Source organism: Glycomyces amatae (assembly GCF_020991375.1).
In the GTDB taxonomy this organism is placed as follows: Bacteria; Actinomycetota; Actinomycetes; order Mycobacteriales; family Micromonosporaceae; genus Glycomyces; species Glycomyces amatae.
In genome coordinates, this window is record NZ_JAJLQZ010000035.1 from 1 (window position 1) to 25,566 (window position 25,566).

A 25,566-nucleotide genomic window follows, 5' to 3' on the forward strand; every position below is an offset into this window, starting at 1 on the left:
TTCCCAGCAGGTCGCCTCGACGTCGACGACGTTGACCAGGGGGTGCGTGAAGTCCATACGCCGCAGCGTAAAGGACGTGTTCACCGGTCGGTGCGACGCAGGGGCGCCCCGACCCGGTCCCCGGAAATCGTGCTCGCCCTGGTGACGAGGCGGTAGGGGGCCAGGACGTGGGCGGGCTCGCTGTCGTCGCCCTCGATGCGGCGGTGGAGCGCGTCGATGGCGGCCTCGGCGATCACGTCCTTCGCGGGGGAGACGGTGGTGAGGCTCGGGCGGACGTACCGGCCGTCCTCGACGTCGTCGAACCCGGCGACGGCGACCTCGTCCGGCACGGCGACGCCGGCGTCGGCGAGGGCGGCGAGGGCGCCCAGCGCGAGCACGTCGGAGAAGCAGAAGATCGCGTCGGGCGCCGGGCCGCGCTCCAGGACGCGCTCCACCGCCGCCGCGCCGCTCGCGCGCGAGAACGAGTCGACGTACTCGACCGAGCCCGTCGCGTCCGACTCGGCGATGACGGCCTCGAACCCCGCCAGCCGCAGCGAACTCGACGAGTGCCCCTTGCGCTGCGCCCCGAGCGCGAGGATGCGGGTCCGGCCGAGTCCGAGCAGGTGCCGGACGGCGTCCTGCGCCGCCGCGAAGTTGTCGATGTGCACGTGGTCGAAGCCGGGGTGGGTCTCCTCCCCGAGGAGCACGATGGGGCGCCCGCGCGGCGTCGGGCGGTTCAGGTCCTCGTCGGTGAGGGCGAGGGGGTTGACGATGAGGCCGTCGAAGACCGCCTTCGTGTCCGCCCGCGCGAGCAGCTCGAGTTCGCGGTCGCGCACGCCGTCGGTCTGCTCGATCACGAGCGTGTAGCCGCGCCGCCGCGCGGCGTCGGTGAGCGCACTGCCGAGCTCGGAGAAGTAGGGGCTCTCGATGTCGGGTATGACCAGCGCGATCATCCCGGTCCTGCCCTTGCGCAGCATCCTGCCGATCTCGCTGGGGCGGTAGTCGAGGCGCTCGATCGCGTCCAGCACGCGCTGGCGCGTGGCGGGCGCGACGGTCACGGCCCCGCTGACGACGTTCGACACCGTTCGTGGTGAAACGCCCGCAAGTCGCGCCACCTCCTCCCGTCGGCTCATGCGTATTCCTTTCCCGTTCAGCTATTGCATCGAGGCAACCATACCGTTAGAGTGACATCCGGCGTTTGCATCGAGGCAAGAACCGGCGGCCGCGATCACACGTCGACACGACATGACCGACGACACAAGGGAGTGTGGCATGAGGCAGAGGACAGGCACCAGGCCGAGGGCGGCGAGGAGGCTCGCCGCGGCGGCGGCGATCGCCGCGCTGCTCGTCGGTGCGCTTCCCGCGCAGAGCGTCTCCGCCAACGAACCGGGCGACTCCGTGTACACGCGCACTTCGGACACCGAGCGGCTCGCCTACGCCCGCGTCGTCCGCCTCGAGCACAGCGGCGCGGCCAACGGCACCCTGCTCGCCACCTTCGAGCACGCGACGGTCGACGGCACGCCCAGCGAGTTCGTCATCCGCCGCTCGCTCGACGACGGCGAGACCTGGTCGACGATCGCGACGGTCGGCGACCCGCTCACCGGCAAGGACCACCCCTCCGACCAGATGTGGCAGCCGTTCTTCTACGAGCTCCCCACCGCCATGGGCGAGTTCCCCGCCGGCACGCTCCTGCTCGCGGGCAACATCGCGCCGAGCACCAAGGAGCGCACCGACTTCGTCCTCTGGCGCAGCACCGACCACGGCGAGACCTGGGACTTCCAGTCGGTCCTCCAGACCGGCGGCGGCAGCATCGGGGCCGTCAACGGCGGCACCGGCGTCTGGGAGCCGTTCCTGACGACGGACGGCGACGGCCGGCTCGCCATGTACTTCTCGGACGAGCGCCCCGAACCCGAGCACGCCCAGGTCATCGCCCACATGGTCTCGAACGACGGCGGCGTCACCTGGAGCGCGAACCCCGACGGCTCGACCAACTTCGCCCCCGGCCTCGTCATCGACGTGCAGAGCGACACCGCGACGGACCGGCCCGGGATGCCCACGGTCGCCACCATGCCGGACGGCACGATGGCGCTCGCCTACGAGATCTGCGGCGCCGGCCGCAACTGCGAGGCCCACGTCAAGCTCTCGGACGACGGCGGCGAGACCTGGGGGAGCGGCCCGTCCGACCTCGGCACCATGGCCGTCACGACCGACGGCCGCTACCTCGGCAGCAGCCCCTACCTCGTGTGGAGCCCCGAGGGCGGACCGGACGGCCAGCTCATGCTCACCGGCATGCGCACCCGCTTCGCCGACACCAACGCCTTCACCCGCGAGGACCGCCAGGCCGTCTTCATCGGACCGCCCGACGGCGAGGGGCCCTGGACGTGGACGCCCGCGCCGTTCCGGCCGACCGTGGAGAGCGCCCAGCACTGCAGCACCAGCTACAGCCCGCACCTGCTCCTGAGCTCCGAGGGCGACTCGGCGCGCTTCACGACCGCGACCTCCGTCGGCGGCACCGGGTGCATGGAAGGCACCGCGGTCGGCAGCGTCGGCCAGCTGCCCTACGCGAGCGACTTCCACACCGGCCAGTCCGCGTGGATCGACTACGGCGGCTGCTGGTCCACCTCCGGCGGCGTCCTCTCCGAGACCTGCGGCGGCAACGGCGGCAACAAGGCGGTCACCGGGAACACCGGCTGGCGCAACTACACCCTCGAAGGCGACGTGCGCATCGACACCGGCCCGCAGGCCGGCTTCGTCCTGCGCGCCACCGACCCGCGGGTGGGCGCCGACCGCCTCGACGGCTACTACGTGGGCGTCTCGGCGACCGGCACGCTGATGCTCGGCCGCCAGGACGGCACCTGGACGCCGCTCGCCAGCGCCGAGATCCCCGGCGGACTCGAACGCGGCGACTGGTACCACATCAGCGTCCGGGCCACGGGGTGCCGCTTCACGATCACCGGCGAACCGGCCGACGGCGGCACGCCCGTGACCTTCGCGCACACCGACCCCGGCTGCTTCCACCAGGGCGCGGTCGGCGTGCGCGCCCAGACCGGAACCGCCAGCTGGCGCGACATCACCGTGACGGAGCTCTGAACCCGATGAACCCTGATCCCCAGGCGCCGGTCCGCGAGGACGACCCGCGGACCGGCCGACCCCCGCACATCGTGCTGGTCATGACCGACCAGCAGCGCGCCGACTTCTCGGCGCGGTACGGGTTCCCGGTCGACACGACCCCGTTCCTCGACGGGCTCGCCGAGCGCGGCAGCGACTTCCACCGCGCGTACACCAGCTCGCCGCTGTGCGTGCCCGCCCGCGAGAGCCTCCTGACGGGCCGCTACCCGTCGGCGCACCGCGTCACCCAGAACAGCACCGAGCGCGCCGCCCACTACGGCGCCGACCTGCTCGACGTCCTGGGCGGGGCCGGGTACCGCCGCGTCTTCGCCGGCAAGCCCCACATGCACCGGGGCCCGGACGACTTCGACGCCTACCACGGCCCCTACTGGCACACCGGCGGCCCGCAGCGCAGCGAGGAGCACGCCGCGTTCGACCGCTGGCTCGACGAACTCGACCACGGCGTCGCCGACGAGCCGACCCCGTTCCCGCTCGAGGCCTCGCTGCCGCACCGCATCGTCTCCGACGCGATCGGGGAGATCACCGCCGCCGACGCCGAGACCCCCGTGTTCCTCTGGGTCTCCTTCCCCGAGCCGCACAACCCCTACCAGGTGCCCGAGCCCTACTTCGGCATGTTCCCGCCCGAGACGATCCCCGACCGCGCCCACGGGCCCGAGGCCGCCGAGGCCAAGGGCGGGCACTGGCGGTGGCTGCGCGAACTCGTCGACGAGAAGCGGCCCGGCTACGACGAGGAGCGGGCGCGCTACCGCGCCAACTACTGCGGCCAGCTCCGGCTCCTCGACGACCAGGTCCGGCGGCTCATGGACCACGTCCACGCGACCCTCGGCGATGACGTCCTCGTCATCATGGTGAGCGACCACGGGGACTACGTCGCCGAGTACGGCCTCCAGCGCAAGGGCGCGGGCCTGCCCGAAGTGCTCGTGCGCATCCCGTTCTTCTTCTCCGGGGCGCGGGTCGCCCCGGCCCGGCGCGAGGAGATGGTCTCGATCGTCGACGTCCTGCCGACGATCGCCGAACTCGCGGGCCTCGACATCCCCGACGGCGTCAGCGGACGGAGCCTGGCGCCGCTCCTGGCCGACGCCGAGCTGCACCCGGACGGCTTCGACGAGGCCTACGCCGAGCGCGGCTACGGCGGCCTGACCTACGGCCCCGGCGAGCGCCCGCCGCTGCACTTCCCCTACGAGGGGCGCACCTTCGACGAGCTCAACTCGGTGACGCAGAGCGGGCGCTCGCGCATGATCCGCCACCGCGACGCCAAGCTCATCGTCCACAGCGACGGCACCGGCGAACTCTACGACCTCGCGGACGACCCCGCCGAGGTGCACGACCGGTTCGCCGACCCCGCGTACGCGCCGCTCCGCGCGGAGCTGCTCTGGCGCCTGTGCCAGTGGATGCTCCGCACCCAGGACGAGCTCCCGCGCGGGGCATACACCCCGAAGCGCGCGCCGCACAACTGGACCCCGCCCCTTCCCTCACTGCCCCACGATCAAGGAGAACCCTCATGAACACGAACTTCACCCGCCGGCGGATGCTCGGCACCACCCTCGCGGGCATGGCCGCGGCGAGCCTCGCCGCCTGCGGCTCCGGCGGCTCCGGCGACTCGGGCCTCGGACTCAGCTGGTACGGCGGCGACCCGGTGCACGAGGCGATGAAGAAGCTCGTCGAGCTCTACGCCGAGAAGCACCCCGACGCCGACATCACCACCCAGTACTCGGCGTTCGCCGACTACTGGGACAAGCTGGCGACCCAGACCGCGGGCCGCTCGGCCCCCGACGTCATGCGCATGTCGATGAGCTACCTCTCCGACTACGCCGACCGCGGCGCGCTCGCCGACCTCAGCCAGTACGTCGGCGACACGATCGACCTGGGCGACCAGGCCCCCGACGTCGCCGACAGCGCATCCCTCGACGGCGCCCTCTACGGCGTCGGCCAGAGCTCCATCGCCCTCGCCGCGTTCGTCGACCGCGAACTCATCGCCCAGGCCGGCGCGCCCGACGTGGACGAGTCCTGGACGTGGGACTCCTTCGCCGCGTGGGCGAAGGACCTCGGCGGTTCGAGCGGGGACCTCTACGGCTCGATGGACCAGGGCGGCAGCTTCCAGCTCTTCGAGGCGTACGTGCGCGAGGCGGGCACCGAGGTGTTCACCGACGACGGCGCCGGCCTCGCCTTCGACCGCGCCGTGCTGGAGCAGTGGTGGGAGTACTGGCACGACATGCGGGCCCACCGCGGCGCGCCGCCCGCGTCGGTCTCCGCGGAGGTCGCGAGCTTCGACACCTGGCCGATCGCCAAGGGCCTCACGCCCGTCGGCTTCGGCTTCGTGCAGCAGATCGCCTTCCTCCAGCCGTACGTCGACCGCCCCCTCGACATCCTCACGCCGCCCACGACCGGCGGGACCTCCGGGCTGTACGTCAAGAGCCTCGACTTCTGGTCCATCGCCTCGACCAGCTCCCACCAGGACGAGGCCGCGGAGCTCGTCGACTTCCTCGTCAACGACGACGAGGCCATCACCGCGCTCGGCGTCGTGCTCGGCGTCCCGCCGTCGCAGCGGGCCATCGAGCTGCTCGGCCTCGACCCGTCCACACCGGAGGGCAAGGCCGTCGACTACGTCTCGCGGATCTCGGGCTCGGTGCCCGAGGCGCCGCCCGCCTGGCCGGTCGGGTACAACGAGCTGCTCACCCTGTTCACCAAGCTCAACCAGGACATCGGCTTCGAGGAGTCGAGCGTCGCCGACGCGGTCGCCGCCTTCTTCGACGCCGCCGAAGGGGCGCTGTCGTGAGCAGCACTGTCGTGAACAGCGCTCTCTCGGAAGGCGCCCCCGTGACCGCGCCGCGGCCCCGAAGGAGCCCGTCGTGAGCGCCCTCGGCGAGCTCCGGCGCCTGCGGTCGGCGAAGGGCGGGACCACGGTCGCGAGCAAGGCCGCCAAGCAGGAGGAGCGCGCCGCCTACCTCTTCCTGCTGCCGTGGCTCGCGGGGCTCGTGCTCATCACCGCGGGCCCGATGGCGATCTCGTTCTACATCTCCCTGACCGACTACAACCTGCTCCAGGCCCCCGAGTTCGTCGGGCTCCAGAACTACCTCGACATGCTGGGCGACGACCGGCTCCAGAACTCGCTGCGCGTCACCTTCGTCTACGTGTTCGTGTCGGTGCCGATCCAGCTCGCGGCCGCCCTCGCGATCGCGGTGCTCCTCAACCGGGGCATGAAGGGGCTCGCGTTCTACCGCTCGGTCTACTACCTGCCGTCCCTCCTGGGCGGCTCGGTCGCGATCGCGGTCCTGTGGCGCACGCTCTTCGGCAGCGACGGGATCGTCAACCGGGGCCTGGCGGTGCTCGGCGTCGAGAACGCGCCCTCGTGGGTCGCCGACCCCTCGACGGCGCTCGGCACCCTGATCATCCTCAACGTGTGGACCTTCGGGGCGCCGATGGTGATCTTCCTGGCGGGCCTGCGGCAGGTCCCGGCCTCGCTCTACGAGGCGGCGTCCGTCGACGGCGCCGGGCGGTGGCGCCAGTTCACGAGGATCACGCTGCCGGTCATCACGCCGATCATCTTCTTCAACGTCGTCCTGCAGATCATCCACGCCTTCCAGGCGTTCACGCAGGCGTTCATCGTCTCCGGCGGCTCGGGCGGGCCCTCGGACTCGACGATGTTCTTCACGCTGTACCTGTACCAGACCGGCTTCGGCAACTTCCAGATGGGATACGCCTCCGCGATGGCCTGGGTGCTGCTCATCATCATCGCCGCGTTCACCGCGATCAACTTCTGGGCCTCGCGATTCTGGGTGTTCTATGACGACTGAGACCACGACCGCCGCACGGCGCCCGCGCCCCTTCCTCGTGCAGGGGGTGAAGCACGCCGTCGTCATCGCGGTCGGCGTGCTGATGACCTACCCGCTCGCCTGGATGCTGGTCAGCGCGGTGCGCGACGAGGGCGGCATCTTCAGCAACGCCGGCCTCCTGCCCATCGGCGGCGACTTCGCGAACTTCGCCGAGGGCTGGGACTCCTCCGACTTCCCGTTCAGCAGGTACCTGGTGAACTCGTCGCTCGTCGCCCTCGGGGCGATCGTCGGCAACCTCGTCTCGTGCTCGATGGCGGCCTACGCCTTCGCGCGCCTGCGCTTCCGGGGGCGGCGCGCGTTCTTCGCGATCATGCTGCTCACCATCATGCTGCCGATCCACGTGGTGATCGTGCCGCAGTACGTGATCTTCTCGCAGATGGACTGGGTGAACACGTTCTGGCCCCTCGTCGTCCCCAAGTTCCTGGCGACGGACGCGTTCTTCGTGTTCCTGATGGTGCAGTTCATCCGCGGCATCCCCAGGGAGCTCGACGAGGCCGCGCGCATCGACGGGGCCGGGTTCTTCAGGACCTGGGCCTCGATCATCCTGCCCCTCATGCGCCCCGCCCTCGTCACCACCACGATCTTCACCTTCATCTGGACCTGGAACGACTTCTTCTCCCAGCTGATCTACCTGGCGGACCCCTCGATGTACACGACCTCCGTCGCGCTCCGGTCCCTCGTGGACTCCACGAGCGCGAGCGCGTGGGGGCCGCTGTTCGCGATGTCCGTCGTCAGCCTGCTGCCCGTCTTCATCGTGTTCCTCGTCGGGCAGCGGTACCTCGTCCAGGGCATCGCCACGACAGGAGGAAAGTGAGCACCGACATCGCCACCGACGCGGGGCAACCCGACCCGACCGTCCCCAGGCCGGAGCACCCCCGGCCCCAACTGCTCCGCGACCGCTGGGTGAACCTCAACGGCCGCTGGCAGTTCGAGATCGACCCGGCCGACACCGGGCTCGAACGCGGCCTCCTCGACCGCGAGCTCGACGGCTCGATCCTGGTGCCGTTCGCCCCCGAGTCGGAGGCCTCCGGCGTCGGGCACGTCGACTTCATGGAGGCCGTCTGGTACCGCAGGGACATCCAGGCGCCCTGGGAGACCGGCCGGACGATCCTGCACTTCGGCGCCGTCGACTACGACACCACCGTCTGGATCGACGGCCGGGAGGTCGGCCGCCACCGCGGCGGCTTCAGCTCGTTCAGCTTCGACGTGACCGAGCACCTGACCCCGGGGCGGGCGAGCGCGCTCGTCGTCCGGGCGCGCGACGCCCGCCTCGGCGTGCAGGCCCGCGGCAAGCAGGCGAACTGGTACGCGAACACCCACTGCCACTACACCAGGACCACGGGGATCTGGCAGACGGTGTGGCTCGAGTCGGTGCCCGACAGCCACGTGCGGCGCCTGCGCGTCACACCGCAGCTCGGCGACGGCTCCCTCACCGTCGAGGCCGACGTCGCCGACCCCGCCGGGCACCGCCTCCTCGCCGTCGTCTCGGACGCCGACGGCGAGGCCGCCCGGGCGGAGGCGCCGCTGGGCCTCGACCTCGCCGCGACCCTGCGGCTCCCGATCCCGCCGGAGCGGCTGCGCCCGTGGTCCCCGGCGGACCCGCACCTGTACGACCTCGCCGTGACGGTCCTGGACGCCGAGGGCCGCGCGGTCGACGAGGTGCGCTCGTACGCGGGCATGCGGTCGGTCGCGATCGACGGCGACCGGCTGCTGCTCAACGGCGAACCGGTGTTCCAGCGGCTCGTGCTCGACCAGGGCTACTGGCCCGAGACCCTCATGACGGCGCCGGACGACGCGGCGCTCGTCCGCGACATCGAGCTCGCCATGGCGGCGGGGTTCAACGGCGCCCGGCTGCACCAGAAGGCCTTCGAGGAGCGCTTCTTCCACCACGCCGACCGCATGGGCTACCTCGTGTGGGCGGAGTTCGGCGACTGGGGCGTCTCCGGGAACGGGCCCGCCGGGCACAACCAGCAGCCGACGGCCGCGTTCGTGGGCGAATGGCTCGAACTGCTCGCGCGCGACCACAACCACCCGTCGATCGTCGGCTGGTGCCCGCTGAACGAGACCCACCAGCTCATGCACGACCGCACGACGGCCCTCGACGACGTCACGCTCGCGATGTTCCTCGCCACGAAGCTCGCCGACCCGTCCCGCCCCGTGATCGACGCCTCGGGCTACTCGCACCGCGTGAGCGCCACCGACGTCTACGACTCCCACTCCTACGAGCAGGACCCCGAGGCGTTCCGCCGCCAGCAGGCCGGTCTCGCGCAAGGGGAGCCGTACCGCAACCGGGACGCCAGGGGCGAGGTCTCCGTCCCCTACCGCGGCCAGCCCTTCTTCGTCTCCGAGTTCGGCGGGGTGTGGTGGAACCCCGAGGCCGAGACGACGGGGGAGGACCGGGCCGAGTCGTGGGGATACGGTCAGCGCGTGCGCGACGAGGAGGCGTTCTACGAGCGCTTCTCGGGACTCGTGGCCGTGCTCGCCGAGGACCCGCGCATGTTCGGCTACTGCTACACGCAGCTCACCGACGTGTTCCAGGAGCAGAACGGCATCTACCGCTTCGACCGATCGGACAAACTCGATGTGGACCGCATCCGCGCCGCGCAGTCCGCGCCGCCCGCGTACGAGCGGCGGCGGTGACGAGTCGGCCCCCGGCGACCCGGCGGACCGGTTCCCGCGCCGCGTGTACGCGCACGGCGACGACCCGGACCCGCGGTTCAGCCTCGCCAACGAGCGGACGTTCCTGGCCTGGGTGCGGACGGCGCTGGCGCTGTTCGCCGCCGGGGTCGCGCTGGAGGCCGTCTCGATCCCGGTGGACGGGTGGTTCCGGCCGGCCGCGGCGGGCATCTTCGTCCTGCTGGGCCTGGTCGCGGTGGTGTACGCCTGGTCGAGCTGGATGCGGACCGAGCGGTCGCTGCGCGAGCGGCGCCCGCTCCGGGGGCCGGCGATCGGACCGGTCCTCATGACCGGCATCGCCGCCGCGGTCCTGCTCCTGGTGATCGGGTTCGTCGTATGACGGCGCCGCTCGACCCGGGCCTCCAGGCGGAGCGCACGCTGCTGGCGTGGCGCCGCACCTGCCTGGCGGTGGGCGTGGTCGGCGTGGTGGCGGCGCGGTTCGCCGCCGAGGCGCTCGGGGCCGCCGCGGTCGCCCTCGGCGCGCTCGGCGCGGTGCTGGCCGCCGCCACCCACCTGGCGGCGATGCGCCGGTACCGCCGCGCCCGCAGCCGCGGGGCCGCGGACGCGCGGGCGCTCGGGATGCTCACGGCCGCCGTGCTGGCCGTCGGCCTCGGCTGCGGCCTCTACGTGCTGGCGGGAGCGTGGACGCGGTGAACCGGGACCTGACTCGCATCGAGGGCGGGACCGTCCGGATGGGATCGGAGCGGTTCTACCCCGAGGAGCGCCCGGTCGTCGAAGTGCGGGTGGCGCCGTTCCTGATCGCGCCGCACCCGGTGACCAACCGCGAGTTCGCCGCGTTCGCGGCCGCCACCGGCTACGTGACGACGGCCGAGCGCCCGCTCGACCCCGCGGACTTCCCCGGCGCGGACCTGGAGGGCCTGGAGCCCGGCTCGCTCGTGTTCACCCCCACGCCGGGCCCGGTGGACCTGCGTGACTGGCGGCAGTGGTGGCGCTGGCAGCCGGGCGCGAGCTGGCGCCGCCCGAAGGGCCCCGGCAGCGGGCTCGACGGCCTCGACGACCACCCGGTCGTGCAGGTCTCGTTCGCGGACGCCGCCGCCTACGCCGCGTGGGCCGGCGGGCGGCTGCCGACCGAGGCCGAGTGGGAGGCCGCCGCGCGCGGCGGCCTGGACGGCGCGACCTACGCCTGGGGCGAGGAGCCGAACGACGGCACCCGCGCCAACACCTGGCAGGGCGCCTTCCCCTACCGCAACACCGGTGCGCGGGGTTGGAAGGGCACCAGCCCGGTCGGGGCGTTCCCGCCCAACGGATACGGCCTGTTCGACATGACCGGCAACACCTGGGAGTGGACGAGCAGCCGCTGGACCGACCGCCGCGCCGCGCCGAGCTGCCAGTGCTCGCCGGGGGCGTCCCGGGACGCGGTGGGCGCCGGCGAGGCGCGGCCGCGAAGAGTCCTCAAAGGAGGGTCGCACCTGTGCGCCCCCGAGTACTGCCTGCGCTACCGCCCGGCCGCCCGCTCCCCGGAGACCGAGGACTCGGCCACCACCCACCTCGGCTTCAGGATCGCCGCCGACGCGTGAGCGGACCCGGCCGTCACCGGCGCGCCCGAGGGCCGCAGCCGGGCGGCGCCGGGCCGACCGCGACCGGCGCGGTCACCCCGCCATCGCCTCTTCGCGGAGGCGCCGCCGGTAGCGCAGGGGTGACTCGCCGGTCTCGCGCTTGAACGCGGTGCTGAACGCGCTCTCGGACCCGTACCCGAGCTCGGACGCGAGCGCGCCGACCCGGACGTCCCCGTCGCGCAGCGCCCGCTGGGCGAGCAGGATCCGCCAGCGGTGCAGGTAGGTCAGCGGCGGCACGCCCGCCACGGTCCGGAACCGCTCGGCGAACGAGGTCCGCGACATCGCCGCCGCGCGGGCCAGGGCCTCGAGCCCCCACGACGCCCCGGGCTCGGCGTGCATGAGGCTCAGCGCCGGGCGCAGCCGCTCGTCGGTGAGGACGCGGAGCCAGCCCGGAGGCAGCTCCGCCTGCCCCACATAGGACCTGATGACCTCCAGGAGCAGCAGCTGGCCGTACTGGCGCAGCGCGAAGCCGGTGCCCATGCGGTTCGCGGCGCCCTCCTCGAAGAGGTGGCCCAGGAGCATCTGGACCGTGGGCGCGGTCGAGGTCGAGGCGCGCACGTGCCCCACCGGCGGCAGGGCCCGGGCCAGCAGCTCCAGGCCCGCGTCGTTGAGGTCGACGCGCCCGCCGACGACGATGTCGTCGGTGCCGAGCTCGCCCGTGCCCGCCCGCGCGGTGGTGAAGTCCGCGCCCGGCGCGACCTCGCGCCGCGGCCCGTCGCCGCCGCCTTCGAGGCGCAGCCACGACCGGCGGTTGAGGATCGCGACGTCCCCGGACTCGAGGTCGATCGGGGCGTCGAGCCCGTCGGCGCTCAGGCGCGCCCGGCCGGACACCATCGCCACGAACTTCATCCGCTCGCCGATGTCGGCCCGCGAGACCCACGGCCCGCGCACGGCGAACCCGCCCGAGACGACGCCCCGGACCTCGACCAGGTCGAAGACCTGCGAGAGATGATCGGTCATGTCCGTACTCTAGATCAAAAACAACGAACTTCCAATTATTCACAGTCCCGTCGATCGCGGGCAGACTGGTCCGCATGACACAACGACAACACCCGATCGGCACCGGCTTCACCGCCGCCGCCACCGCGGACGAGATCCTCGCCGGGATCGACCTGTCCGGCAAGCACATCGTCGTCACCGGCGGCCACCAGGGCATCGGCCGCGAGACCACCAGGGCGCTGAGCCGGGCCGGCGCCTCGGTGACCGTCGCCGCCCGCAACCCCGAGCGCGCCGCCGAAGCCCTGTCCGGCGTCGAGCGCGTCGCCGCCTCCCGGCTCGACCTGCTCGACCCGGACTCGATCGACGCGTTCGCGGACCGCTACCTCGCGTCCGGCGAACCGCTGCACGCCCTGGTCAACAACGCGGGCATCATGGCCGGCCCGCTGGTGCGCGACGCGCGCGGCTACGAGTCGCAGTTCGCGACCAACCACCTCGGGCACTTCCAGCTGACGCTGGGTCTGCTGCCCGCGCTGCGGGCGGCGCGCGGCGCCCGCGTCGTCAACCTGACCTCCGGCGGGCACCGGATCTCGGACATCCGCTGGGACGACCCGCACTTCGCGGACGGGTACGACGAGGCCGGGATGCTCGGGTACGGCCAGTCGAAGACCGCGAACGTCCTGTTCGCCGTCGAGCTCGACCGCCGCTGGGCCGAGGACGGCATCCGCGGCTTCGCGGTGCACCCCGGCATCGTCATGACCACGAACCTGGGGCCCTACCTCCCCGAGGGCGAGGAGCGCACGCCCTGGCTGCCGGACGAGGCGCTGCGGGCGATGGGCCTGGTCGACGAGGCCGGCGCGGTCGTCATCGACCCCGAGCGGGAGCTGAAGACCCCGCAGCAGGGGGCGAGCACCAGCGTGCTCGCCGCCGCCAGCCCGCTGCTCGAGGGCATCGGCGGGGTCTACCTCAAGGACAACGACGTCTCGCCGCTCGACGAGGACCCGCAGGACGCCGTCTTCGGCACCACCGCCGAAGTCAACTCCGACGTGGTGCCGTACGCGCTCGACCCCGACTCGGCGCGGCGGCTGTGGGAGCTGAGCGAGGAGCTCGTCAAGCGGTGACGGCCGCGGCGGGGGCCGCGCTAGTCGCAGCCTCCGCCGCCGCCGGAGTCGCCTCCGCCGCCGGAGTCGCCAGGGCCGCAGTCGCCGCCGCTCCCGCCGCCCGGCGAACCGCTCCAGCCGTAGCTCGAGCCGTCCGAGTACACGGCGGAGCCCGAACCGCGCGACCGGCCGCCGCGGCGGGCGAGGGCGACGATCAACCAGACGACCAGCGCGCAGACGACGAGGGTGACGACGACGGCCATGGGCGGGCTCCTTCGAGTGGGCGGACCCCCACCATATGCCGCCCCGGCCACCCCCGGCGCCCCGAAGCCGTTGCGCCCGAACGGCGCTCCCGGCGGCCCGCGCCGCGCTCGTTCCGCCCCGGGCCCGGCGGTGACCGGCGCGACCCTTCCCGGACCCGCCGGTCCCGCGCCTCCCGAGCGATACTGGGGCCATGGCGACAACCGACGACCCGTCCTACACGCGACCGACCCGACTCGTGGCCGCCGGGCGGCCCCCGGCCCTCCCCGACGCGCCCCTGAACGAACCCGTGACGTTCGCGTCGACCTACCACGCCGGCGGCGACCGCGCCTACGGCCGCTACGGGAACCCCACCTGGGACGCGTTCGAGACGGTCCTCGGCGAGCTGGAGGAGGGCCGGGCGCTCGCGTTCGCCTCGGGCCTGGCCGCCAGCGGCGCCGTGCTCTCGCTGCTGCCCGACGGCGCCGCGGTCGTCGCGCCCGCGACGGCCTACCTCGGCGTCCTCGACCAGATGCGGGAGCTCCGGGACGCCGGCCGGATCGAGCTGCGCCAGGTCGACGTCACCGACACGGCCGCGGTCGCCGAGGCCGCCGAGGGCGCGGCGATGGTCTGGCTCGAGTCGCCCACCAACCCCAACCTCGAGGTCGCCGACCTCGCGGCGATCGCCGCGGCCGCCCGCGCCGCCGGGGCGCTGACCGTGGTCGACAACACCTTCGCCACCCCGCTCCTCCAGCGCCCCCTCGAACTCGGCGCGGACATCGTCGTGCACAGCGCCACCAAGCTGCTCAGCGGCCACTCCGACGTCGTCCTGGGCGCCGTCGTCGCCCGCGGCGACGAGGTGTTCGCCCGCATGGACGCGCACCGGCGCCTGCACGGGGCGATCCCGGGACCCATGGAGGTGTACCTGGCGCTGCGCGGGATGCGGACCCTGTCCGTGCGCCTCGAACGCGCCCAGGCGAACACGGCCGAACTGGTGCGCCGCCTCAGGGACCACCCCGCCGTCGAGCGGGTGCGCCACCCCGGGTTCGGCGCGATGTGCTCGATCGAGGTGGCGGGCGGCGCCGCCGGGGCGGACCGGGTGGTCGGCGCGGTCGGGCTCTGGGTCCACGCGACCAGCCTCGGCGGCGTGGAGTCGACGCTGGAGCGGCGGCGCCACTGGCCGACCGAGAGCGACACGGTCGCCGAGTCGCTGATCCGCATGTCGGTCGGGATCGAGGACGTCGAGGACCTCTGGGCCGATCTGGCCCGCGCCCTCGACGCCGCCTAGAGCGGCCGGGCGGGACTCCGGTTGGCCGGACGGACCGGCCCGGCATACGATCGTCCCGTTCCGTACCCCCGAAGGAGGCCCGATGTCCGGAGCAGACGACTACGCCGCGCGCCTGACCGAGGCGCGGGCGGCGCTCGCCGCGGCGAACGCGTCGCCCGAGGAGCACCAGGCGGTGCCGGTGACGGCCGAGTCGGGCGGGGGGAGCGTCCGGGTGACGCTCGGGACCGACGGCCGCGTCCAGGCGATCGAGGTGGACCCCAAGGGGTTCAAGGAAGGCTCGGACTACATCGCCGAGCACGTGCTGCTGGCGCTGAACGAGGCGCTGGAACGGCGGGCGGCGATGGTCGCCACGGACGAGCGCGTCCCCGACCTGGGCTCGATCGACGAGTCGATGGCGGAGGTGCAGGACGGGTCGCTGCCGCGGTTCCAGGCGATGAGCGCGTCGATCACTCAGGTGATGGACAAGCTCGGCGGGAACCGGTAGCGCGCAACATATGAGACCGGCTCCGGTATGGTGTCGGGTCGGGAGGTCGGAATGTTCGGGGAAGACCGTATCGCGGAGCAGCTCGCGCAGACGCGCGAGATGCTGTCGCAGGCCGTCGCCACGCCCGGGGCGCAGGCGGAACCGATCGTCACGGAGGCGTCCGAGGGGCGCATCCAGGTGACGATGGGGACCGACGGCCGGTTCGAGCGGATCAAGATGACCCGCAGCGCCCTCCGGGACGGCCCCGAGGCGCTCATCGAGCAGCTGACGCTCGCCCTCAACGACGCGATCGACCAGCGCTCGGCGCAGACCGCGGCCCCCGCGCCGGCCGTCGACATGGCCGAGCTCAACGAGCGGGCCGCCCGCCTCCAGGACGCCTCGGTGCGCCAGTTCCAGGAGATGAGCACCGCGATCGGCGACCTCATGGGCAGGCTCGACGCGAGGCGGTGACCCCGCGGCGCCGGTCGGGTGCGCGGGCGAGGCCGGCCCGCGGGCCGGCCTCTGCAAGGGCCGCGGGCCGGCCTCTGCAAGGGCCGCGGCCGGATCGGATCAGCGCGTGCGGCGGGTGTAGAAGTTCTGGGCGCTGACCATGCGCTCGTAGTCGGCGAACGTGCGGTGGACGACGTCGTCGTCCAGGCCGTACGAGCCGAGGGTGTACTCGTGCTTGCGGTCGCGGAGCGGGCGCTCGAGCGCCTCCACCAGGTTCCCCTCGTCCTTGATCGACCACTCGAGCCCGAGCCGCTCGTACAGGCCGGGGACGAACGTGTACGGGTCCTCGGCGAGCAGGTGGTAGGGCACGTCGACCACTGAGGACAGGTGCCGCTGCCGGAACGCCCGGCCGGCCTCGACGATCTCGGACATCAGCTCCATGGCGTAGGCGCCGAGCGCCTGGCGGTCCACCGTGGTCACGAACAGGCTCTGGGCGAGGTCGGCCAGGCTGCACAGGGACCCCATCACGGTGACCGGGCTGCGGTGGGTCCACACGAACGTCGCGTCCGGGAACACCTTCCTGATCGACGCCATCTCACCGAGGTCCAAGGGGTACTTCAGGACCCACCGGTGCAGCGAGCCGTCCACCGCGCGGGGCCGCCCGTGCTGGAGCACCTGGAGCGCCGACTTCAGGTAGCGGTAGTCCACCGTGGTGTCGCGGGCGGCGAACCACTTCCGGTACTCGGGCATGGGCGCGTGGAAGAGCAGGTGGTAGAGCCCGTGGGGGAGCAGGAACATGCTCTCCTCGGGCTTGGTGGCGTCCACGGGGTGGATGTGGTCGAAGTCGGGCGCGAAGCGGGTGGCCGAGAACTGCTTCCCGACCTTCTTGACCAGGCGCGCCTCTTCGGCGGGGCCGCGCTGGAGATCGGTGCGGACCATCTCCCACAGGCGCGGGCCGCGGCACTGCCTGGAGCGCGCGAGCACCTGGTGGGCGAGGGTCGTGGCGGTGCGCGGCAGCCCGACCACGAACACGGGCCGGATGATCGGCTCCTCGCCGATCTCGGGGTGCGCGCGGTGCAGGTCGCGGATGCGCAGCCGGTTCTCGAGCCGCGCCTGGGCGTCCATCATGGTGGTGAGCCAGCCGATGGCGGAGAGGTTCGGGACGTCGGCGACGCAGTTCGCGAGGAACCGGAAGTCCTCGATCCACTCGCGGTCGCTCTCGTCGGTCCGGCTGCCGGCGTTCTTCTCGGCGCGCTGGACGGCCTTGGCCCAGGCCTCGTCGGGGTCCTTGCGCGAGCGCAGCATCGGCGCCATCGCGGCGTTGGCGGCCTTGAACGCGAACGTGGTGCGGTTGTTGCCCATGGGGGTGGCTTCCTGTCGGAGGGGTCCGTCCGGCGCCTCCGGATCGAGCGGGTTCGGAGGCGTCACGGAAGATCCTAAGGCCTGGCGCTGATGTCGCCGCTGCGGGAACCTCGCCGCGCCCGGCCCTCAGCCCCCCGCCCCGCGGCGGCCCTCCGCCCACGCGGCGATCCCGCCGCCCGCCGCGGTGCCCACCGACGCCGCGCCGAGCAGCAGCACCCACCACTCGTCGGACATGTGCCCGACGACCGCGAGCACCGCGCCGACGACGACCACGCCTGCGATCCCCGCGGGCCCCGCCGGCCGGCGTCCGCGCCGCCTTGCGGCGCCGGGCCGGGAGAGCAGCGCCGGGACCGCCCAGAACGACCCGCACCCGATCGCGAGCAGGACGACGCCGACGTCGCGCCACGCGTCGTCCGCCCGGACGAGCCCGTAGACCAGCACGCCGACGCCCGCGACGAGGACCGCGCCGAACGGGGCCGCCCTCGGGCCTCCCAGCAGGTACATGCCCGCGCACGAGGCGACCAGGAGCCCCAGCCCGGTGAAGACCCCCATGATCCACATCGCGACGGGCATCGCGTACTCGTACGGGTAGACCTCGGCCGCGCCCAGCGCCCCGGCGCCGATCGCCAGCACGGGCCCGGCGAGGACGAGCCCCAGCGAGGCCCAGGTGACGCGCCGCTGGAACCGTTCGTCGGCCGCGCGCCGCCGCTCGCGCTCCGCGCGCCGCCGCTCGCGCTCCGCGCGCCGCTCCCGGCGCTCCGCCCTGCTCGTTCCCCCGCCCGCCGCCATGGCGCTCCTCCGTCGTCCGGTCCCGCGCCGCACCGGCGCCTGACGGGCAACGGTATGCCGGAACGGCCGCGGCGCCGAGAGCGCCGCGGCCCGATCGGGGTTTCCTGCCGCTTTCTTGCCGGTCCTTCGCCTTGGACCGCGCACCTCCCGCGGGCAGACTGGCGACGGCGGCGCCTGCCGCCGTCGACCGGGGGGAGGGAATCATGGCGGGAGTCTCCTGGATCGTCCGCCCCAAGGGATCGGAGCACGTGATCATCACCGCCCCCGACGCCCCGGTGGGCGTCGGCGACGCGGTCGACCGGCTGCAGGCGGCGCTCGACGGGTTCCCCGGGCGGAAACCGGTCTGGTTCCGGCCGCTGGAGCGGCTCGGCTACTGGTGGTACCCGATCTGCATGGTCGCGATGGCCGTCGCGGTCGCCTTCGCCGGGCCGCGCGAGCTCGGCCTGAACATCGCCTACGGCCTCGGGGCCGGCGTGACCGTCGCCGTCCTCAGCGGCATGGTCCTCACGGGCCTCGCCCATCTCCAATCCCGGTTGACGAGCGGGCGCACCGTCGAGCAGGCGGTCAAGGAGGTCGCCCCGCTCGCCCGCGGCGCCGGGGGCGTCGCCGACCGCGTCGAGGCGATCCTCGCGCGGGATCCCGCGCGCGAGCGCGAGGTGCACCTGCTCGCCTGGCGCGCCGCCGGGGTCGGCACCCCCCACCGGGGGAGGGCCGACGACGAGCTCGACGAGCTGTGGAAGCTGGCCGACCCGGCGGGGGCCGCCGCGCGCGAGGCCAAGATCCGGGAGATCGAGGCGGCGCTCGCCCCCCACCGGCGCGACCGCAAGCGCTGACGTGGTGCGGTGGATGCTGCTGGTCGGCGCCGTCCCGGCGCTGATGCTCGCCCTCCTGGGCGCCCTGGTCTGGTTCAGCGCCTACGCGTTCACCCAGTCGCCCGTCACGGCCGTGAAGATCGCGATCGGCCTCGCGCCGGTCGCGGCGGTTCTCGGCCGCGGCCTGTGGGTGCTGCTCGCGAAGGGCGACCACCCGGTCCGCGGCGTGCCGGTGCGCGAGGACGAGCAGCCCGAGCTGTGGGCGCTGGTCCGCGAACTCGCCCGGACCGCCGGCACCGCACCGCCGGACGACCTCCGCGTGACCGCGGACGCCAACGCCGCCGTCATGGAGGACACCCGGCTGCTCGGCCTGGTCGCCCTCCGCAGGCGCATGTTCATCGGCGCCCCGCTGCTCGCCGAGATGCGCGCGGACGGGCTCGCCGCGGTGATCACCCACGAGCTCGCGCACTACGGCAACCGCGACACCCGCCTCGCGGGCGCCGCCTACCGCAGCCGCCGCGCCTTCGCGCGTACGCTGACCGCGATCGACCGGGACGACCTCCTCCAGCGGGCGCTGCACTTCCTGCTGCGGCCCTACGGGGCCTTCGTGCTGCGCGCCTCCGCGGACCTGAGCAGGCGGCAGGAGCGCGCGGCGGACGCGGCCGCGGCCGAAGCGGTCGGCTCGGCGGCCGCCGCCGCCGCGTTCCGCGAGCTGGCCTCGATCGCCGCGTCATGGGCGCTGTTCCGGGACCACCACCTGGTCGCGGGCTGGGACGCGGACCGCCTCCCGGCCGACCCGTTCGGCGGGTACCGCCGCCTGCGCGCCTCGCTGCCCGACCTCCCCGCCGACCCGCCGCACGAGGCCGACCCGTACGACACGCACCCGCCCATGGGCGAGCGGATCGCGGCCGTCGCCGCGCTGTCCGCCGCCGGGACGGTGCGCGTCCCCGCCGTTCCGGCACTCGGCCTCCTGCGCGGCCCGGCGCCGCTGCTCGACGCGGCACTGCTGGACGACCTGGGGCCCGAAGCGCGTTCGAAGCGCCGGGCGGACTGGCCCGCGCTGATCCGCGACGGCGCGCTCGCGTCGCTGACCGAGCACACGGACCTGGTGCTGGCCAACGCCTCCCGCGCCACCGGGCGGCCGCCCTCGCTGCGCACCCTCCTCGACGCGCTGGACGCGGGCCTGCTGGCCGAGCTCGGCGCCGACCCTGGCGGCCCGGGCCTCCCCTCGGACGGTCCCCGGGTGCGCCGCGAACGCGCCCGGCTGCTGGTCCGCGCGGGCCTCGAAGGCGCGGTCGTCGCGGCGCTCACCGGCGCCGGGGCGATCCGCTGGCGCGAATCCTGGCCCGCGGCCGGCGCCATGCACTTGGACGAACGCGTCCGGGACCCGCTGCCGGAGCTGATCGACGCCGCGGTGTCCGATCGGCCCGACACCGCGCGCCTGCGCGCGCTGCTCGGCTAGGCACACCGATTCCGCACACCGATTCCGCACACCGATCTGAAAGGCCCGAACACGATGGCACTGCTCCTAGGGGCGAAGACCCGCGTACTGATGGCCATGCGCAAGGACGCCAAGCGCCGGGGCCTGTCGTTCACGAAGTACATGGAGGCGGTGTCCCTCCAGGAGATGATCACGCTGATCCGCGAGGTCGACCCCACGGTCAACCCCGCCGACATCGTGCCCGGCCTGCCTGACATCCCGCCCGTCGACGTCACCCGCTGGGGCCTGCCGCCCGAGTCCGCGCTGAGCACCGACCTGAGCCGCCCGGTCCCGGTGATCGGCGCCGCGGTGGCCGCGGCGCGGGCCGGCGACTGGAGGCCCGCCGCCCAGCTGCTCGAGCGCAGCCACGGCGACTGGGCGATGCGCGCGGCCGCCGTGCACGCGCTCGGCGAGGCCGCCGCGGACGACGGCGCGTGGCTCAACGCGTGGCGCGCCGCCGTCGGCCAGGACCGCCACCTCGCGGTCGTCGAGGCGCACGGGACGTTCTGGCTGGCCTGGAAGCTGCGCGGCGACCGGCCGGAGGCCACGGCCGGGCAGCACGACGCGTTCCACCAGACCGTCCTGCGAGCCGAGGCCGCCGCCCATCAGGCGATCCGGCTGGCGCCGGAGGACCCGACCCCGTGGTGCACGCTGGTCACGCTCGCTCGCGGCCGCGGGTACGACCCCGAGACCTTCGCCGCGATCTGGCGCGAGCTCCAGGCCCGCGACCCGCTGCACCGCGCCGGGCACGAGTTCGCGCTGATGTACTGGGCCGAGGCCGCCTCCTCGTCCGAGCCGGTGTTCGCCTTCGCCGAGCGGGCCGCCGCCGCGTCCCCCTCGCTCGCCTTCCTGGTCGTCCAGGCCGCGGTCGAGTGCGAGGACGGCGACGAGGCGATCTGGAGGGACGCCCGGGTCCAGCGGGCGCTCGACGCCGTGTCCAGGTGGCTGTCCGCGCCGGCCGGCGGCGGTGGCGTCTACGCGGGCGCCGACCGGCACTGGGCGGCGTACGGGTTGGTGAGCGCCGGCCGCGGCGCCGAGGCCGTGCCGCTGTTCGCCCAGCTGGGGACGGACGCGTCCGGCCGCCCGTGGCAGGACTACGGCCCCGACGCGGTCGCGGTCTTCGACGGCTTCCGCCGCAGGGCGTGCGCGGCCGCGTCGTAGCCGGGCCCGACCCGCCGCACCGGCCCCTCGCGCTGAGGGGCCGGTCGGAACCAGCGCTGTAAATAGAACCTTGTCAATGCTTGTGCTGGTGGCCGATCAATGCTTAACTCGATAAAGAATAAAGCCGGGCCGGTGCCCGGCTCCGAGCCCGCCTCCGGGGTCCCCGCGGTCGGGCGACCCTCATGAAAGGCACAGGTATGGCAACGGCAGCCAGTACCCGTCCGCGCCGCTCGGCGCGCAGGCTCCTGCTCGCCGCGATCACCGCGGTGGCGCTCGCCGCGGGCGGGCTCTTCTTCCTCGCCCCCGCGCAGGCACAGGCGAACGGCTTCCACGTCGTCGGCTCGAACCTGGTGGACGCCAACGGCAACGAGTTCATCATGCGCGGCTCCACCCACCCCTACGAGTGGTACCAGACCCAGGACGACGCGATCGGCGACATGAGCGCGCTGGGCACCAACACCGTCCGGGTCGTCCTCGGCTCCGGCCAGCAGTGGGGCCCGAGCCCGGCCGCGAACGTCGCCGGGATCATCGACGACTGCAAGGCCAACCGCGTCGTGTGCGTCCTGGAGGTCCACGACACCACCGGCTACGCCGACGCCTCGGCGCCGAACGCGGCCAGCCTCGACCAGGCCGTCGACTACTGGATCAGCATCCAGGACGTCCTGGAGGGCGAAGAGGCCTACGTCATCATCAACATCGGCAACGAGCCCTGGGGCAACGAGAACGTCGCGGGCTGGGAGCCGGCGATGACCAACGCGATCGAGCGGATGCGCGCGGCCGGCTTCGAGCACACGCTCATCGCCGATGCCCCCAACTGGGGCCAGGACTGGACCAACACCATGCGCGACGGCGACACCGCCCAGCGCGTCTTCGACGCCGACCCGCTCGCGAACACCGTGTTCTCGGTGCACATGTACTCGGTCTACGCCCAGCCGCAGACCGTGATCGACTACTTCGACGCGTTCGAGGCGAAGGGCCTGCCGCTCATCGTCGGCGAGTTCGGCGAGGACACGCCCACCGCCATCGAGGCCGAGGCCCAGGAGCGCGGCATCGGCTGGATCGCGTGGTCGTGGTCGGGCAACACCGGCGGCACCCACGACCAGGTGATCGACTTCGACCCGAACCAGATGCGCCCCTGGGGCGAGCGGGTCTTCCACGGCGAGAACGGGATCGGCGCCACCGCCGAGCGCGCCAGCGTCTTCGGCGACGACCCGGACCCGACCGACCCGACCACCACCCCCGACGACCCGACCACCGAGCCCGAGCCCGAGGGCGACTGCTCGGCCGAGATCGAGGTCGCCGGCGACTGGGGCTCGGGCTGGCAGGGCAACGTCAGCATCACCGCCGACGCGGCCGTCGACGGCTGGACCCTGACGTGGACCTGGCCCGGGGCCACCACCGTGACCTCGCACTGGAACGCCGAGCTGTCCCAGTCCGGCGCAACGGTGACCGCCTCCGACGTCGGCTGGAACGCCGCCGTCGCCGCGGGCCAGACCCGTCAGGTCTTCGGCTTCATCGGATCGTCCGCGGCGGCGACCCCCGAAGTGACCTGCACCGCCGCCTAGCGGCACCGCCGGACGGCGAGGGCGCGTGCGTCGCCGACGCACGCGCCCTCACCGCTACAGCCCGTCGAGGTAGGGCCGGTGGCTGTCCATGAACTCCCAGCCGTAGTACCGGTCCCAGTTGATCGACCAGGTCATGAGCCCGCGTAGGCCGGGCGAGGCCCCGCCGCGCAGCTCGTACCCGCCGCAGTTCGCCCCCGACGTGAGGCAGTCCAGCGCCTGGTGCACCTGCGCGGGCTGCGTGTACCCGTTCCCGGCGCTCACCGCCGCCGGCAGCCCGAACGCGATCTGGTCCTCGCGCAGGCCCGGGAAGAACTGCCCGGTGTTCGCGACCTGGAAGCCCGCCTTGAGCATGTCGGTCATGGCGATGTGGAAGTCCGCGCCGCCCATGTTGTGGTACCGGCCGTCCAGGCCCATCACCGGGCCCGAGTTGTAGTCCTGCACGTGGAGGACGTCCAGCCGGTCGCGCAGCGCGTGGATCACCGGCAGGTACGAGCCCGTGCGGTTGTCGCCCGAGCTGGAGCCGCCGTAGAACTGGTGTCCCACTTGGACGAAGAACGTCTCGGGGGCCATGGAGAGCACGAAGTCGTCGCCGTACTCGTCCGTGAGCGACCGGAGCGCGCCGATGAGGTTCACGATCACCGGCGTGGTCGGGTTGCGGAAGTCCGTGTCCCCCGCGTCGAAGTACAGCGAGTGGCCTTCGAGGTCGACGTCGAGGCCGTCCAGCCCGTACTCGTCGATGATGGCGCCCACCGAGGAGACGAAGGCGTCCCGCGCGGCGGCCGTGGTCAGCTGGACCTGGCCGTTCTGTCCGCCGATGGAGAGCAGGACCTTCTTCCCCTGCGCCTGCTGCTCGGCGATCGCGGCGATGAACTCGGCCTTGGTCTCCACGTTCGGGCACTCCGCGGCCGGGCACAGCGAGAACCGGATGTCCCCGGAGGTCGGCGAGGTCGGCTCCCCGAACGCCAGGTTGATCACGTCCCATTCGGACGGCACGTCCGCCATGCGGATGTAGCCGGAGCCGTTGGCGAAGCTCGTGTGGAGGTAGCCGATGAGCGCGCGGTCGGCGAGCCCGCTGCCGGAGCAGCCGGAGGTCCGGGCGCCGACCTCGGCCGCGGGCCCTTCACCCTCGCCGTTGAAGGCGCTCACGGTGAAGCGGTAGGAGGTGCAGGCGGCGAGGCCCATGATGGACACCGAGGCCGCGGTCGTCTCGACGTCGGCCGCGCCCGGGCGGCGGACGATGTAGCCGTCCACCTCGCCCGGCGCCGCGTCCCAGCCGAGGACGACGCCGTCCTCCGAGGCCTGGTCGACCCGCGGCGAGCCGGGGGCGCCCGGGACGCCGGTCTCGCCTCCGCCGCCGTCGCCGGGCGGCCCGTCGAGCACGACGTCGTCGACCCAGTAGTCGCCCTGGCCGTACCAGCTGTGGAAGTAGACCTCCACGGAGGTCTGGTCCGCTCCGGTGGTGAACGAGGTGCTCAGCTGCGTGTACGCGCTCGGGGAGCCGGTCCAGGTCTGGGTGTGGCCGGTCGCGCCGATGTAGACGTGGGAGCCGCGTACCCAGGCGCTCAGGGAGTAGGCGCTCGACGGCTGGACCGGCACGGTCATGGCGCAGCGCCCGGTCGAGGCGGCGCCGCCGGAGGAGCGGACCGCGCCGGTTCCCGAGTGGACGGGGGAGCCGACGATCTGGGCCGACTCGCAGGTCCACGGCGAGGCCGTCCCCGTTTCGAAGCCGGGGTTCGCGAGGATGTTCGCGCCTTGGGCCGGCGCGGCGACGAGCAGCCCGGCGAGCAGCGCCGCGGTGGCGCCGATCAGGGCGGCGAGGAGTCGAGGTCTTCTCATGGGTTCTCCCGGAGGAAGGCGTGGGACGGACGCGGGGGAGTGGCACCGCCTTTATCAGACAGTAAACCTTCCTATTAATAAATGTCAATGTCTCGCCGCCTCCGGGTCGCCCAAGCGGACGCGCGGTTCGAACAGCCGCATGTCGGGCGCCGCGATTACCCTGCGTACCATGACCATCGCAGCGACACCCCCAGTCGAGCCCGAAGCCGCCGCCCCGAAGCCGATCCGCCGGAGCACCGCCCGCGTCCTCGCCGTCGACGACGGCCGCGCCCTCCTCTTCGCCCGCCCGGCGAGGATCCGCGACGTCGGCGACTGGTACTTCCACACCCCCGGTGGCGCCGTCGAGCCCGGTGAGGCCGCCGTCGAGGCGGCCGCCCGCGAACTGCTCGAGGAGACCGGGCTCCGCGCCGGCCCCGCCGCGCTCGGCGCGCCGGTCGCGACGGCCTACAGCCTCCAGCGGCGCATCGACACCGGCGCGTTCGTGGCCGCCGACGACACCTTCTTCCTGCTGCACGCGAACGCCGAGGCGACCGCCTTTCCCGGAGGCCACGGCGACCGGCACGCCTGGCTCGACCCCGACGCGATGGAGGCCGCGTCCGCGCGCATCCTGCCGCGCGGCCTCCCCGCCCTCCTGCGGCGGCTCCTCGCCGAGGGCCCGCCCGCCTCCCCGATCCACATACGCTGGTAGCGGCGCCGAAAGGGACCCGAGGGCTTGACGCCGCGGTCGGCGATCGGCGTCCTGGGGCTGCGGGACCGGCTCGCGTCGCACTGCCCCGAGGCGGTGCTCCACGGGCTTCCGGGCCCTAGCGGCCCCGCGGGCTGGTGGCGGGCGCCCGCCGTTTACGCCGACCTCGTCCGCTCGGCGATCGCGAACGGCGTCTCCGAGTGAG

The 25,566-nt window shown here is 73.4% G+C and carries 25 protein-coding genes; 19 read left to right on the top strand and 6 right to left on the bottom strand.

What is annotated here, in order from left to right:
• Positions 1-80: 80 nt before the first annotated feature.
• Entirely contained in the window at positions 81-1,112 is a 1,032-nt protein-coding gene (locus tag LO763_RS27170) for a LacI family DNA-binding transcriptional regulator (RefSeq protein ID WP_230791279.1), read from the bottom strand.
• A gap of 139 nt (positions 1,113-1,251) precedes the next feature.
• On the opposite strand from LO763_RS27170, the gene LO763_RS27175 reads away from it, so the two are divergent.
• The 9 genes from LO763_RS27175 to LO763_RS27215 all read left to right on the top strand — a co-directional run bounded on the left by LO763_RS27175 (position 1,252) and on the right by LO763_RS27215 (position 11,155).
• Complete coding sequence (locus tag LO763_RS27175; RefSeq protein ID WP_230791281.1) at positions 1,252-3,069, top strand: 3-keto-alpha-glucoside-1,2-lyase-like domain-containing protein; 1,818 nt, start codon at positions 1,252-1,254, stop codon at positions 3,067-3,069.
• 5 nt (positions 3,070-3,074) lie between these two features.
• Complete coding sequence (locus LO763_RS27180) at positions 3,075-4,613, top strand: sulfatase-like hydrolase/transferase (protein ID WP_230791283.1); 1,539 nt, start codon at positions 3,075-3,077, stop codon at positions 4,611-4,613.
• On the top strand, positions 4,610-5,884 hold the full coding sequence (locus LO763_RS27185; protein ID WP_230791284.1) for an ABC transporter substrate-binding protein: 1,275 nt from the start codon (positions 4,610-4,612) through the stop codon (positions 5,882-5,884). Before LO763_RS27180 ends, LO763_RS27185 begins: the two co-directional genes overlap by 4 nt.
• A 73-nt stretch (positions 5,885-5,957) precedes the next feature.
• Entirely contained in the window at positions 5,958-6,902 is a 945-nt protein-coding gene (locus tag LO763_RS27190; protein ID WP_230791286.1) for a carbohydrate ABC transporter permease, read from the top strand.
• Positions 6,892-7,755, top strand: a complete 864-nt coding sequence (locus LO763_RS27195; protein ID WP_230791288.1) for a carbohydrate ABC transporter permease — start codon at positions 6,892-6,894, stop codon at positions 7,753-7,755. Before LO763_RS27190 ends, LO763_RS27195 begins: the two co-directional genes overlap by 11 nt.
• Positions 7,752-9,581, top strand: a complete 1,830-nt coding sequence (locus LO763_RS27200; RefSeq protein ID WP_230791290.1) for a glycoside hydrolase family 2 protein — start codon at positions 7,752-7,754, stop codon at positions 9,579-9,581. Before LO763_RS27195 ends, LO763_RS27200 begins: the two co-directional genes overlap by 4 nt.
• A complete protein-coding gene (locus LO763_RS27205) occupies positions 9,523-9,957 on the top strand; it encodes a YidH family protein (RefSeq protein ID WP_230791292.1) in 435 nt (144 codons plus the stop codon). Before LO763_RS27200 ends, LO763_RS27205 begins: the two co-directional genes overlap by 59 nt.
• A complete protein-coding gene (locus LO763_RS27210; RefSeq protein WP_230791294.1) occupies positions 9,954-10,271 on the top strand; it encodes a DUF202 domain-containing protein in 318 nt (105 codons plus the stop codon). Before LO763_RS27205 ends, LO763_RS27210 begins: the two co-directional genes overlap by 4 nt.
• 38 nt (positions 10,272-10,309) lie before the next feature.
• Positions 10,310-11,155: a formylglycine-generating enzyme family protein gene (locus tag LO763_RS27215; protein ID WP_439650323.1), complete on the top strand. Its 846-nt coding sequence runs from the start codon at positions 10,310-10,312 to the stop codon at positions 11,153-11,155.
• 72 nt (positions 11,156-11,227) lie between these two features.
• Here the strand turns inward: LO763_RS27215 and LO763_RS27220 are convergent, their stop codons facing one another.
• Positions 11,228-12,154 (bottom strand): AraC family transcriptional regulator, encoded by a 927-nt coding sequence (locus tag LO763_RS27220; RefSeq protein WP_230791298.1) that lies wholly within the window; start codon positions 12,152-12,154, stop codon positions 11,228-11,230.
• A gap of 74 nt (positions 12,155-12,228) precedes the next feature.
• Between LO763_RS27220 and LO763_RS27225 the strand changes: the two genes are divergently transcribed.
• Complete coding sequence (locus LO763_RS27225) at positions 12,229-13,251, top strand: SDR family NAD(P)-dependent oxidoreductase (protein ID WP_230791300.1); 1,023 nt, start codon at positions 12,229-12,231, stop codon at positions 13,249-13,251.
• Between the two features lie 20 nt (positions 13,252-13,271).
• On the opposite strand, the gene LO763_RS27230 is transcribed toward LO763_RS27225, so the two are convergent.
• Positions 13,272-13,493 carry a hypothetical protein gene (locus tag LO763_RS27230; RefSeq protein WP_230791302.1) on the bottom strand — a complete coding sequence of 74 codons (222 nt, stop codon included), beginning with the start codon at positions 13,491-13,493 and terminating at the stop codon, positions 13,272-13,274.
• A 191-nt stretch (positions 13,494-13,684) separates the two neighbouring features.
• Here LO763_RS27230 and LO763_RS27235 point away from each other — a divergent pair, with 191 nt between their 5' ends.
• The 3 genes from LO763_RS27235 to LO763_RS27245 all read left to right on the top strand — a co-directional run bounded on the left by LO763_RS27235 (position 13,685) and on the right by LO763_RS27245 (position 15,692).
• Complete coding sequence (locus LO763_RS27235; protein ID WP_230791304.1) at positions 13,685-14,758, top strand: trans-sulfuration enzyme family protein; 1,074 nt, start codon at positions 13,685-13,687, stop codon at positions 14,756-14,758.
• An 82-nt stretch (positions 14,759-14,840) separates the two neighbouring features.
• Positions 14,841-15,242 (top strand): YbaB/EbfC family nucleoid-associated protein, encoded by a 402-nt coding sequence (locus LO763_RS27240; protein WP_230791307.1) that lies wholly within the window; start codon positions 14,841-14,843, stop codon positions 15,240-15,242.
• Between the two features lie 51 nt (positions 15,243-15,293).
• On the top strand, positions 15,294-15,692 hold the full coding sequence (locus LO763_RS27245) for a YbaB/EbfC family nucleoid-associated protein (protein WP_230791309.1): 399 nt from the start codon (positions 15,294-15,296) through the stop codon (positions 15,690-15,692).
• Positions 15,693-15,791: 99 nt separating this feature from the next.
• Here the strand turns inward: LO763_RS27245 and LO763_RS27250 are convergent, their stop codons facing one another.
• Positions 15,792-17,033, bottom strand: a complete 1,242-nt coding sequence (locus tag LO763_RS27250; RefSeq protein WP_230791311.1) for a sulfotransferase family protein — start codon at positions 17,031-17,033, stop codon at positions 15,792-15,794.
• Between the two features lie 126 nt (positions 17,034-17,159).
• Positions 17,160-17,822 (bottom strand): hypothetical protein, encoded by a 663-nt coding sequence (locus LO763_RS27255; protein ID WP_230791313.1) that lies wholly within the window; start codon positions 17,820-17,822, stop codon positions 17,160-17,162.
• 203 nt (positions 17,823-18,025) lie between these two features.
• On the opposite strand from LO763_RS27255, the gene LO763_RS27260 reads away from it, so the two are divergent.
• The 4 genes from LO763_RS27260 to LO763_RS27275 all read left to right on the top strand — a co-directional run bounded on the left by LO763_RS27260 (position 18,026) and on the right by LO763_RS27275 (position 22,840).
• Positions 18,026-18,655, top strand: coding sequence for a hypothetical protein (locus tag LO763_RS27260; RefSeq protein WP_230791320.1), 630 nt, complete (start codon positions 18,026-18,028; stop codon positions 18,653-18,655).
• Between the two features lie 13 nt (positions 18,656-18,668).
• Complete coding sequence (locus LO763_RS27265) at positions 18,669-20,096, top strand: M48 family metallopeptidase (protein ID WP_230791337.1); 1,428 nt, start codon at positions 18,669-18,671, stop codon at positions 20,094-20,096.
• A 54-nt stretch (positions 20,097-20,150) separates the two neighbouring features.
• Entirely contained in the window at positions 20,151-21,275 is a 1,125-nt protein-coding gene (locus LO763_RS27270; protein ID WP_230791339.1) for a hypothetical protein, read from the top strand.
• A 197-nt stretch (positions 21,276-21,472) separates the two neighbouring features.
• The gene (locus LO763_RS27275) at positions 21,473-22,840 is read left to right on the top strand and encodes a cellulase family glycosylhydrolase (protein WP_230791347.1); all 1,368 of its coding nucleotides are present in this window, start codon (positions 21,473-21,475) and stop codon (positions 22,838-22,840) included.
• A gap of 54 nt (positions 22,841-22,894) precedes the next feature.
• Here the strand turns inward: LO763_RS27275 and LO763_RS27280 are convergent, their stop codons facing one another.
• Positions 22,895-24,676 carry a chitinase gene (locus tag LO763_RS27280; RefSeq protein WP_230791349.1) on the bottom strand — a complete coding sequence of 594 codons (1,782 nt, stop codon included), beginning with the start codon at positions 24,674-24,676 and terminating at the stop codon, positions 22,895-22,897.
• A gap of 169 nt (positions 24,677-24,845) precedes the next feature.
• On the opposite strand from LO763_RS27280, the gene LO763_RS27285 reads away from it, so the two are divergent.
• A complete protein-coding gene (locus LO763_RS27285) occupies positions 24,846-25,364 on the top strand; it encodes an NUDIX domain-containing protein (protein WP_230791351.1) in 519 nt (172 codons plus the stop codon).
• Positions 25,365-25,388: 24 nt separating this feature from the next.
• Entirely contained in the window at positions 25,389-25,565 is a 177-nt protein-coding gene (locus tag LO763_RS27290) for a hypothetical protein (protein WP_230791353.1), read from the top strand.
• Position 25,566 lies beyond the last annotated feature (1 nt).

Excerpts from the sequence above, each read along its gene's own strand:
- LO763_RS27170 (WP_230791279.1), bottom strand. The coding sequence starts at position 1,112 with ATGAGCCGACGGGAGGAGGTGGCGCGACTTGCGGGCGTTTCACCACGA.
- LO763_RS27175 (WP_230791281.1), top strand. The coding sequence starts at position 1,252 with ATGAGGCAGAGGACAGGCACCAGGCCGAGGGCGGCGAGGAGGCTCGCC.
- LO763_RS27180 (WP_230791283.1), top strand. The coding sequence starts at position 3,075 with ATGAACCCTGATCCCCAGGCGCCGGTCCGCGAGGACGACCCGCGGACC.
- LO763_RS27185 (WP_230791284.1), top strand. The coding sequence starts at position 4,610 with ATGAACACGAACTTCACCCGCCGGCGGATGCTCGGCACCACCCTCGCG.
- LO763_RS27195 (WP_230791288.1), top strand. The coding sequence starts at position 6,892 with ATGACGACTGAGACCACGACCGCCGCACGGCGCCCGCGCCCCTTCCTC.
- LO763_RS27205 (WP_230791292.1), top strand. The coding sequence starts at position 9,523 with ATGTGGACCGCATCCGCGCCGCGCAGTCCGCGCCGCCCGCGTACGAGC.
- LO763_RS27210 (WP_230791294.1), top strand. The coding sequence starts at position 9,954 with ATGACGGCGCCGCTCGACCCGGGCCTCCAGGCGGAGCGCACGCTGCTG.
- LO763_RS27215 (WP_439650323.1), top strand. The coding sequence starts at position 10,310 with ATGGGATCGGAGCGGTTCTACCCCGAGGAGCGCCCGGTCGTCGAAGTG.
- LO763_RS27220 (WP_230791298.1), bottom strand. The coding sequence starts at position 12,154 with ATGACCGATCATCTCTCGCAGGTCTTCGACCTGGTCGAGGTCCGGGGC.
- LO763_RS27225 (WP_230791300.1), top strand. The coding sequence starts at position 12,229 with ATGACACAACGACAACACCCGATCGGCACCGGCTTCACCGCCGCCGCC.
- LO763_RS27230 (WP_230791302.1), bottom strand. The coding sequence starts at position 13,493 with ATGGCCGTCGTCGTCACCCTCGTCGTCTGCGCGCTGGTCGTCTGGTTG.
- LO763_RS27235 (WP_230791304.1), top strand. The coding sequence starts at position 13,685 with ATGGCGACAACCGACGACCCGTCCTACACGCGACCGACCCGACTCGTG.
- LO763_RS27240 (WP_230791307.1), top strand. The coding sequence starts at position 14,841 with ATGTCCGGAGCAGACGACTACGCCGCGCGCCTGACCGAGGCGCGGGCG.
- LO763_RS27245 (WP_230791309.1), top strand. The coding sequence starts at position 15,294 with ATGTTCGGGGAAGACCGTATCGCGGAGCAGCTCGCGCAGACGCGCGAG.
- LO763_RS27250 (WP_230791311.1), bottom strand. The coding sequence starts at position 17,033 with ATGGGCAACAACCGCACCACGTTCGCGTTCAAGGCCGCCAACGCCGCG.
- LO763_RS27255 (WP_230791313.1), bottom strand. The coding sequence starts at position 17,822 with ATGGCGGCGGGCGGGGGAACGAGCAGGGCGGAGCGCCGGGAGCGGCGC.
- LO763_RS27260 (WP_230791320.1), top strand. The coding sequence starts at position 18,026 with ATGGCGGGAGTCTCCTGGATCGTCCGCCCCAAGGGATCGGAGCACGTG.
- LO763_RS27265 (WP_230791337.1), top strand. The coding sequence starts at position 18,669 with ATGCTGCTGGTCGGCGCCGTCCCGGCGCTGATGCTCGCCCTCCTGGGC.
- LO763_RS27270 (WP_230791339.1), top strand. The coding sequence starts at position 20,151 with ATGGCACTGCTCCTAGGGGCGAAGACCCGCGTACTGATGGCCATGCGC.
- LO763_RS27275 (WP_230791347.1), top strand. The coding sequence starts at position 21,473 with ATGGCAACGGCAGCCAGTACCCGTCCGCGCCGCTCGGCGCGCAGGCTC.
- LO763_RS27280 (WP_230791349.1), bottom strand. The coding sequence starts at position 24,676 with ATGAGAAGACCTCGACTCCTCGCCGCCCTGATCGGCGCCACCGCGGCG.
- LO763_RS27285 (WP_230791351.1), top strand. The coding sequence starts at position 24,846 with ATGACCATCGCAGCGACACCCCCAGTCGAGCCCGAAGCCGCCGCCCCG.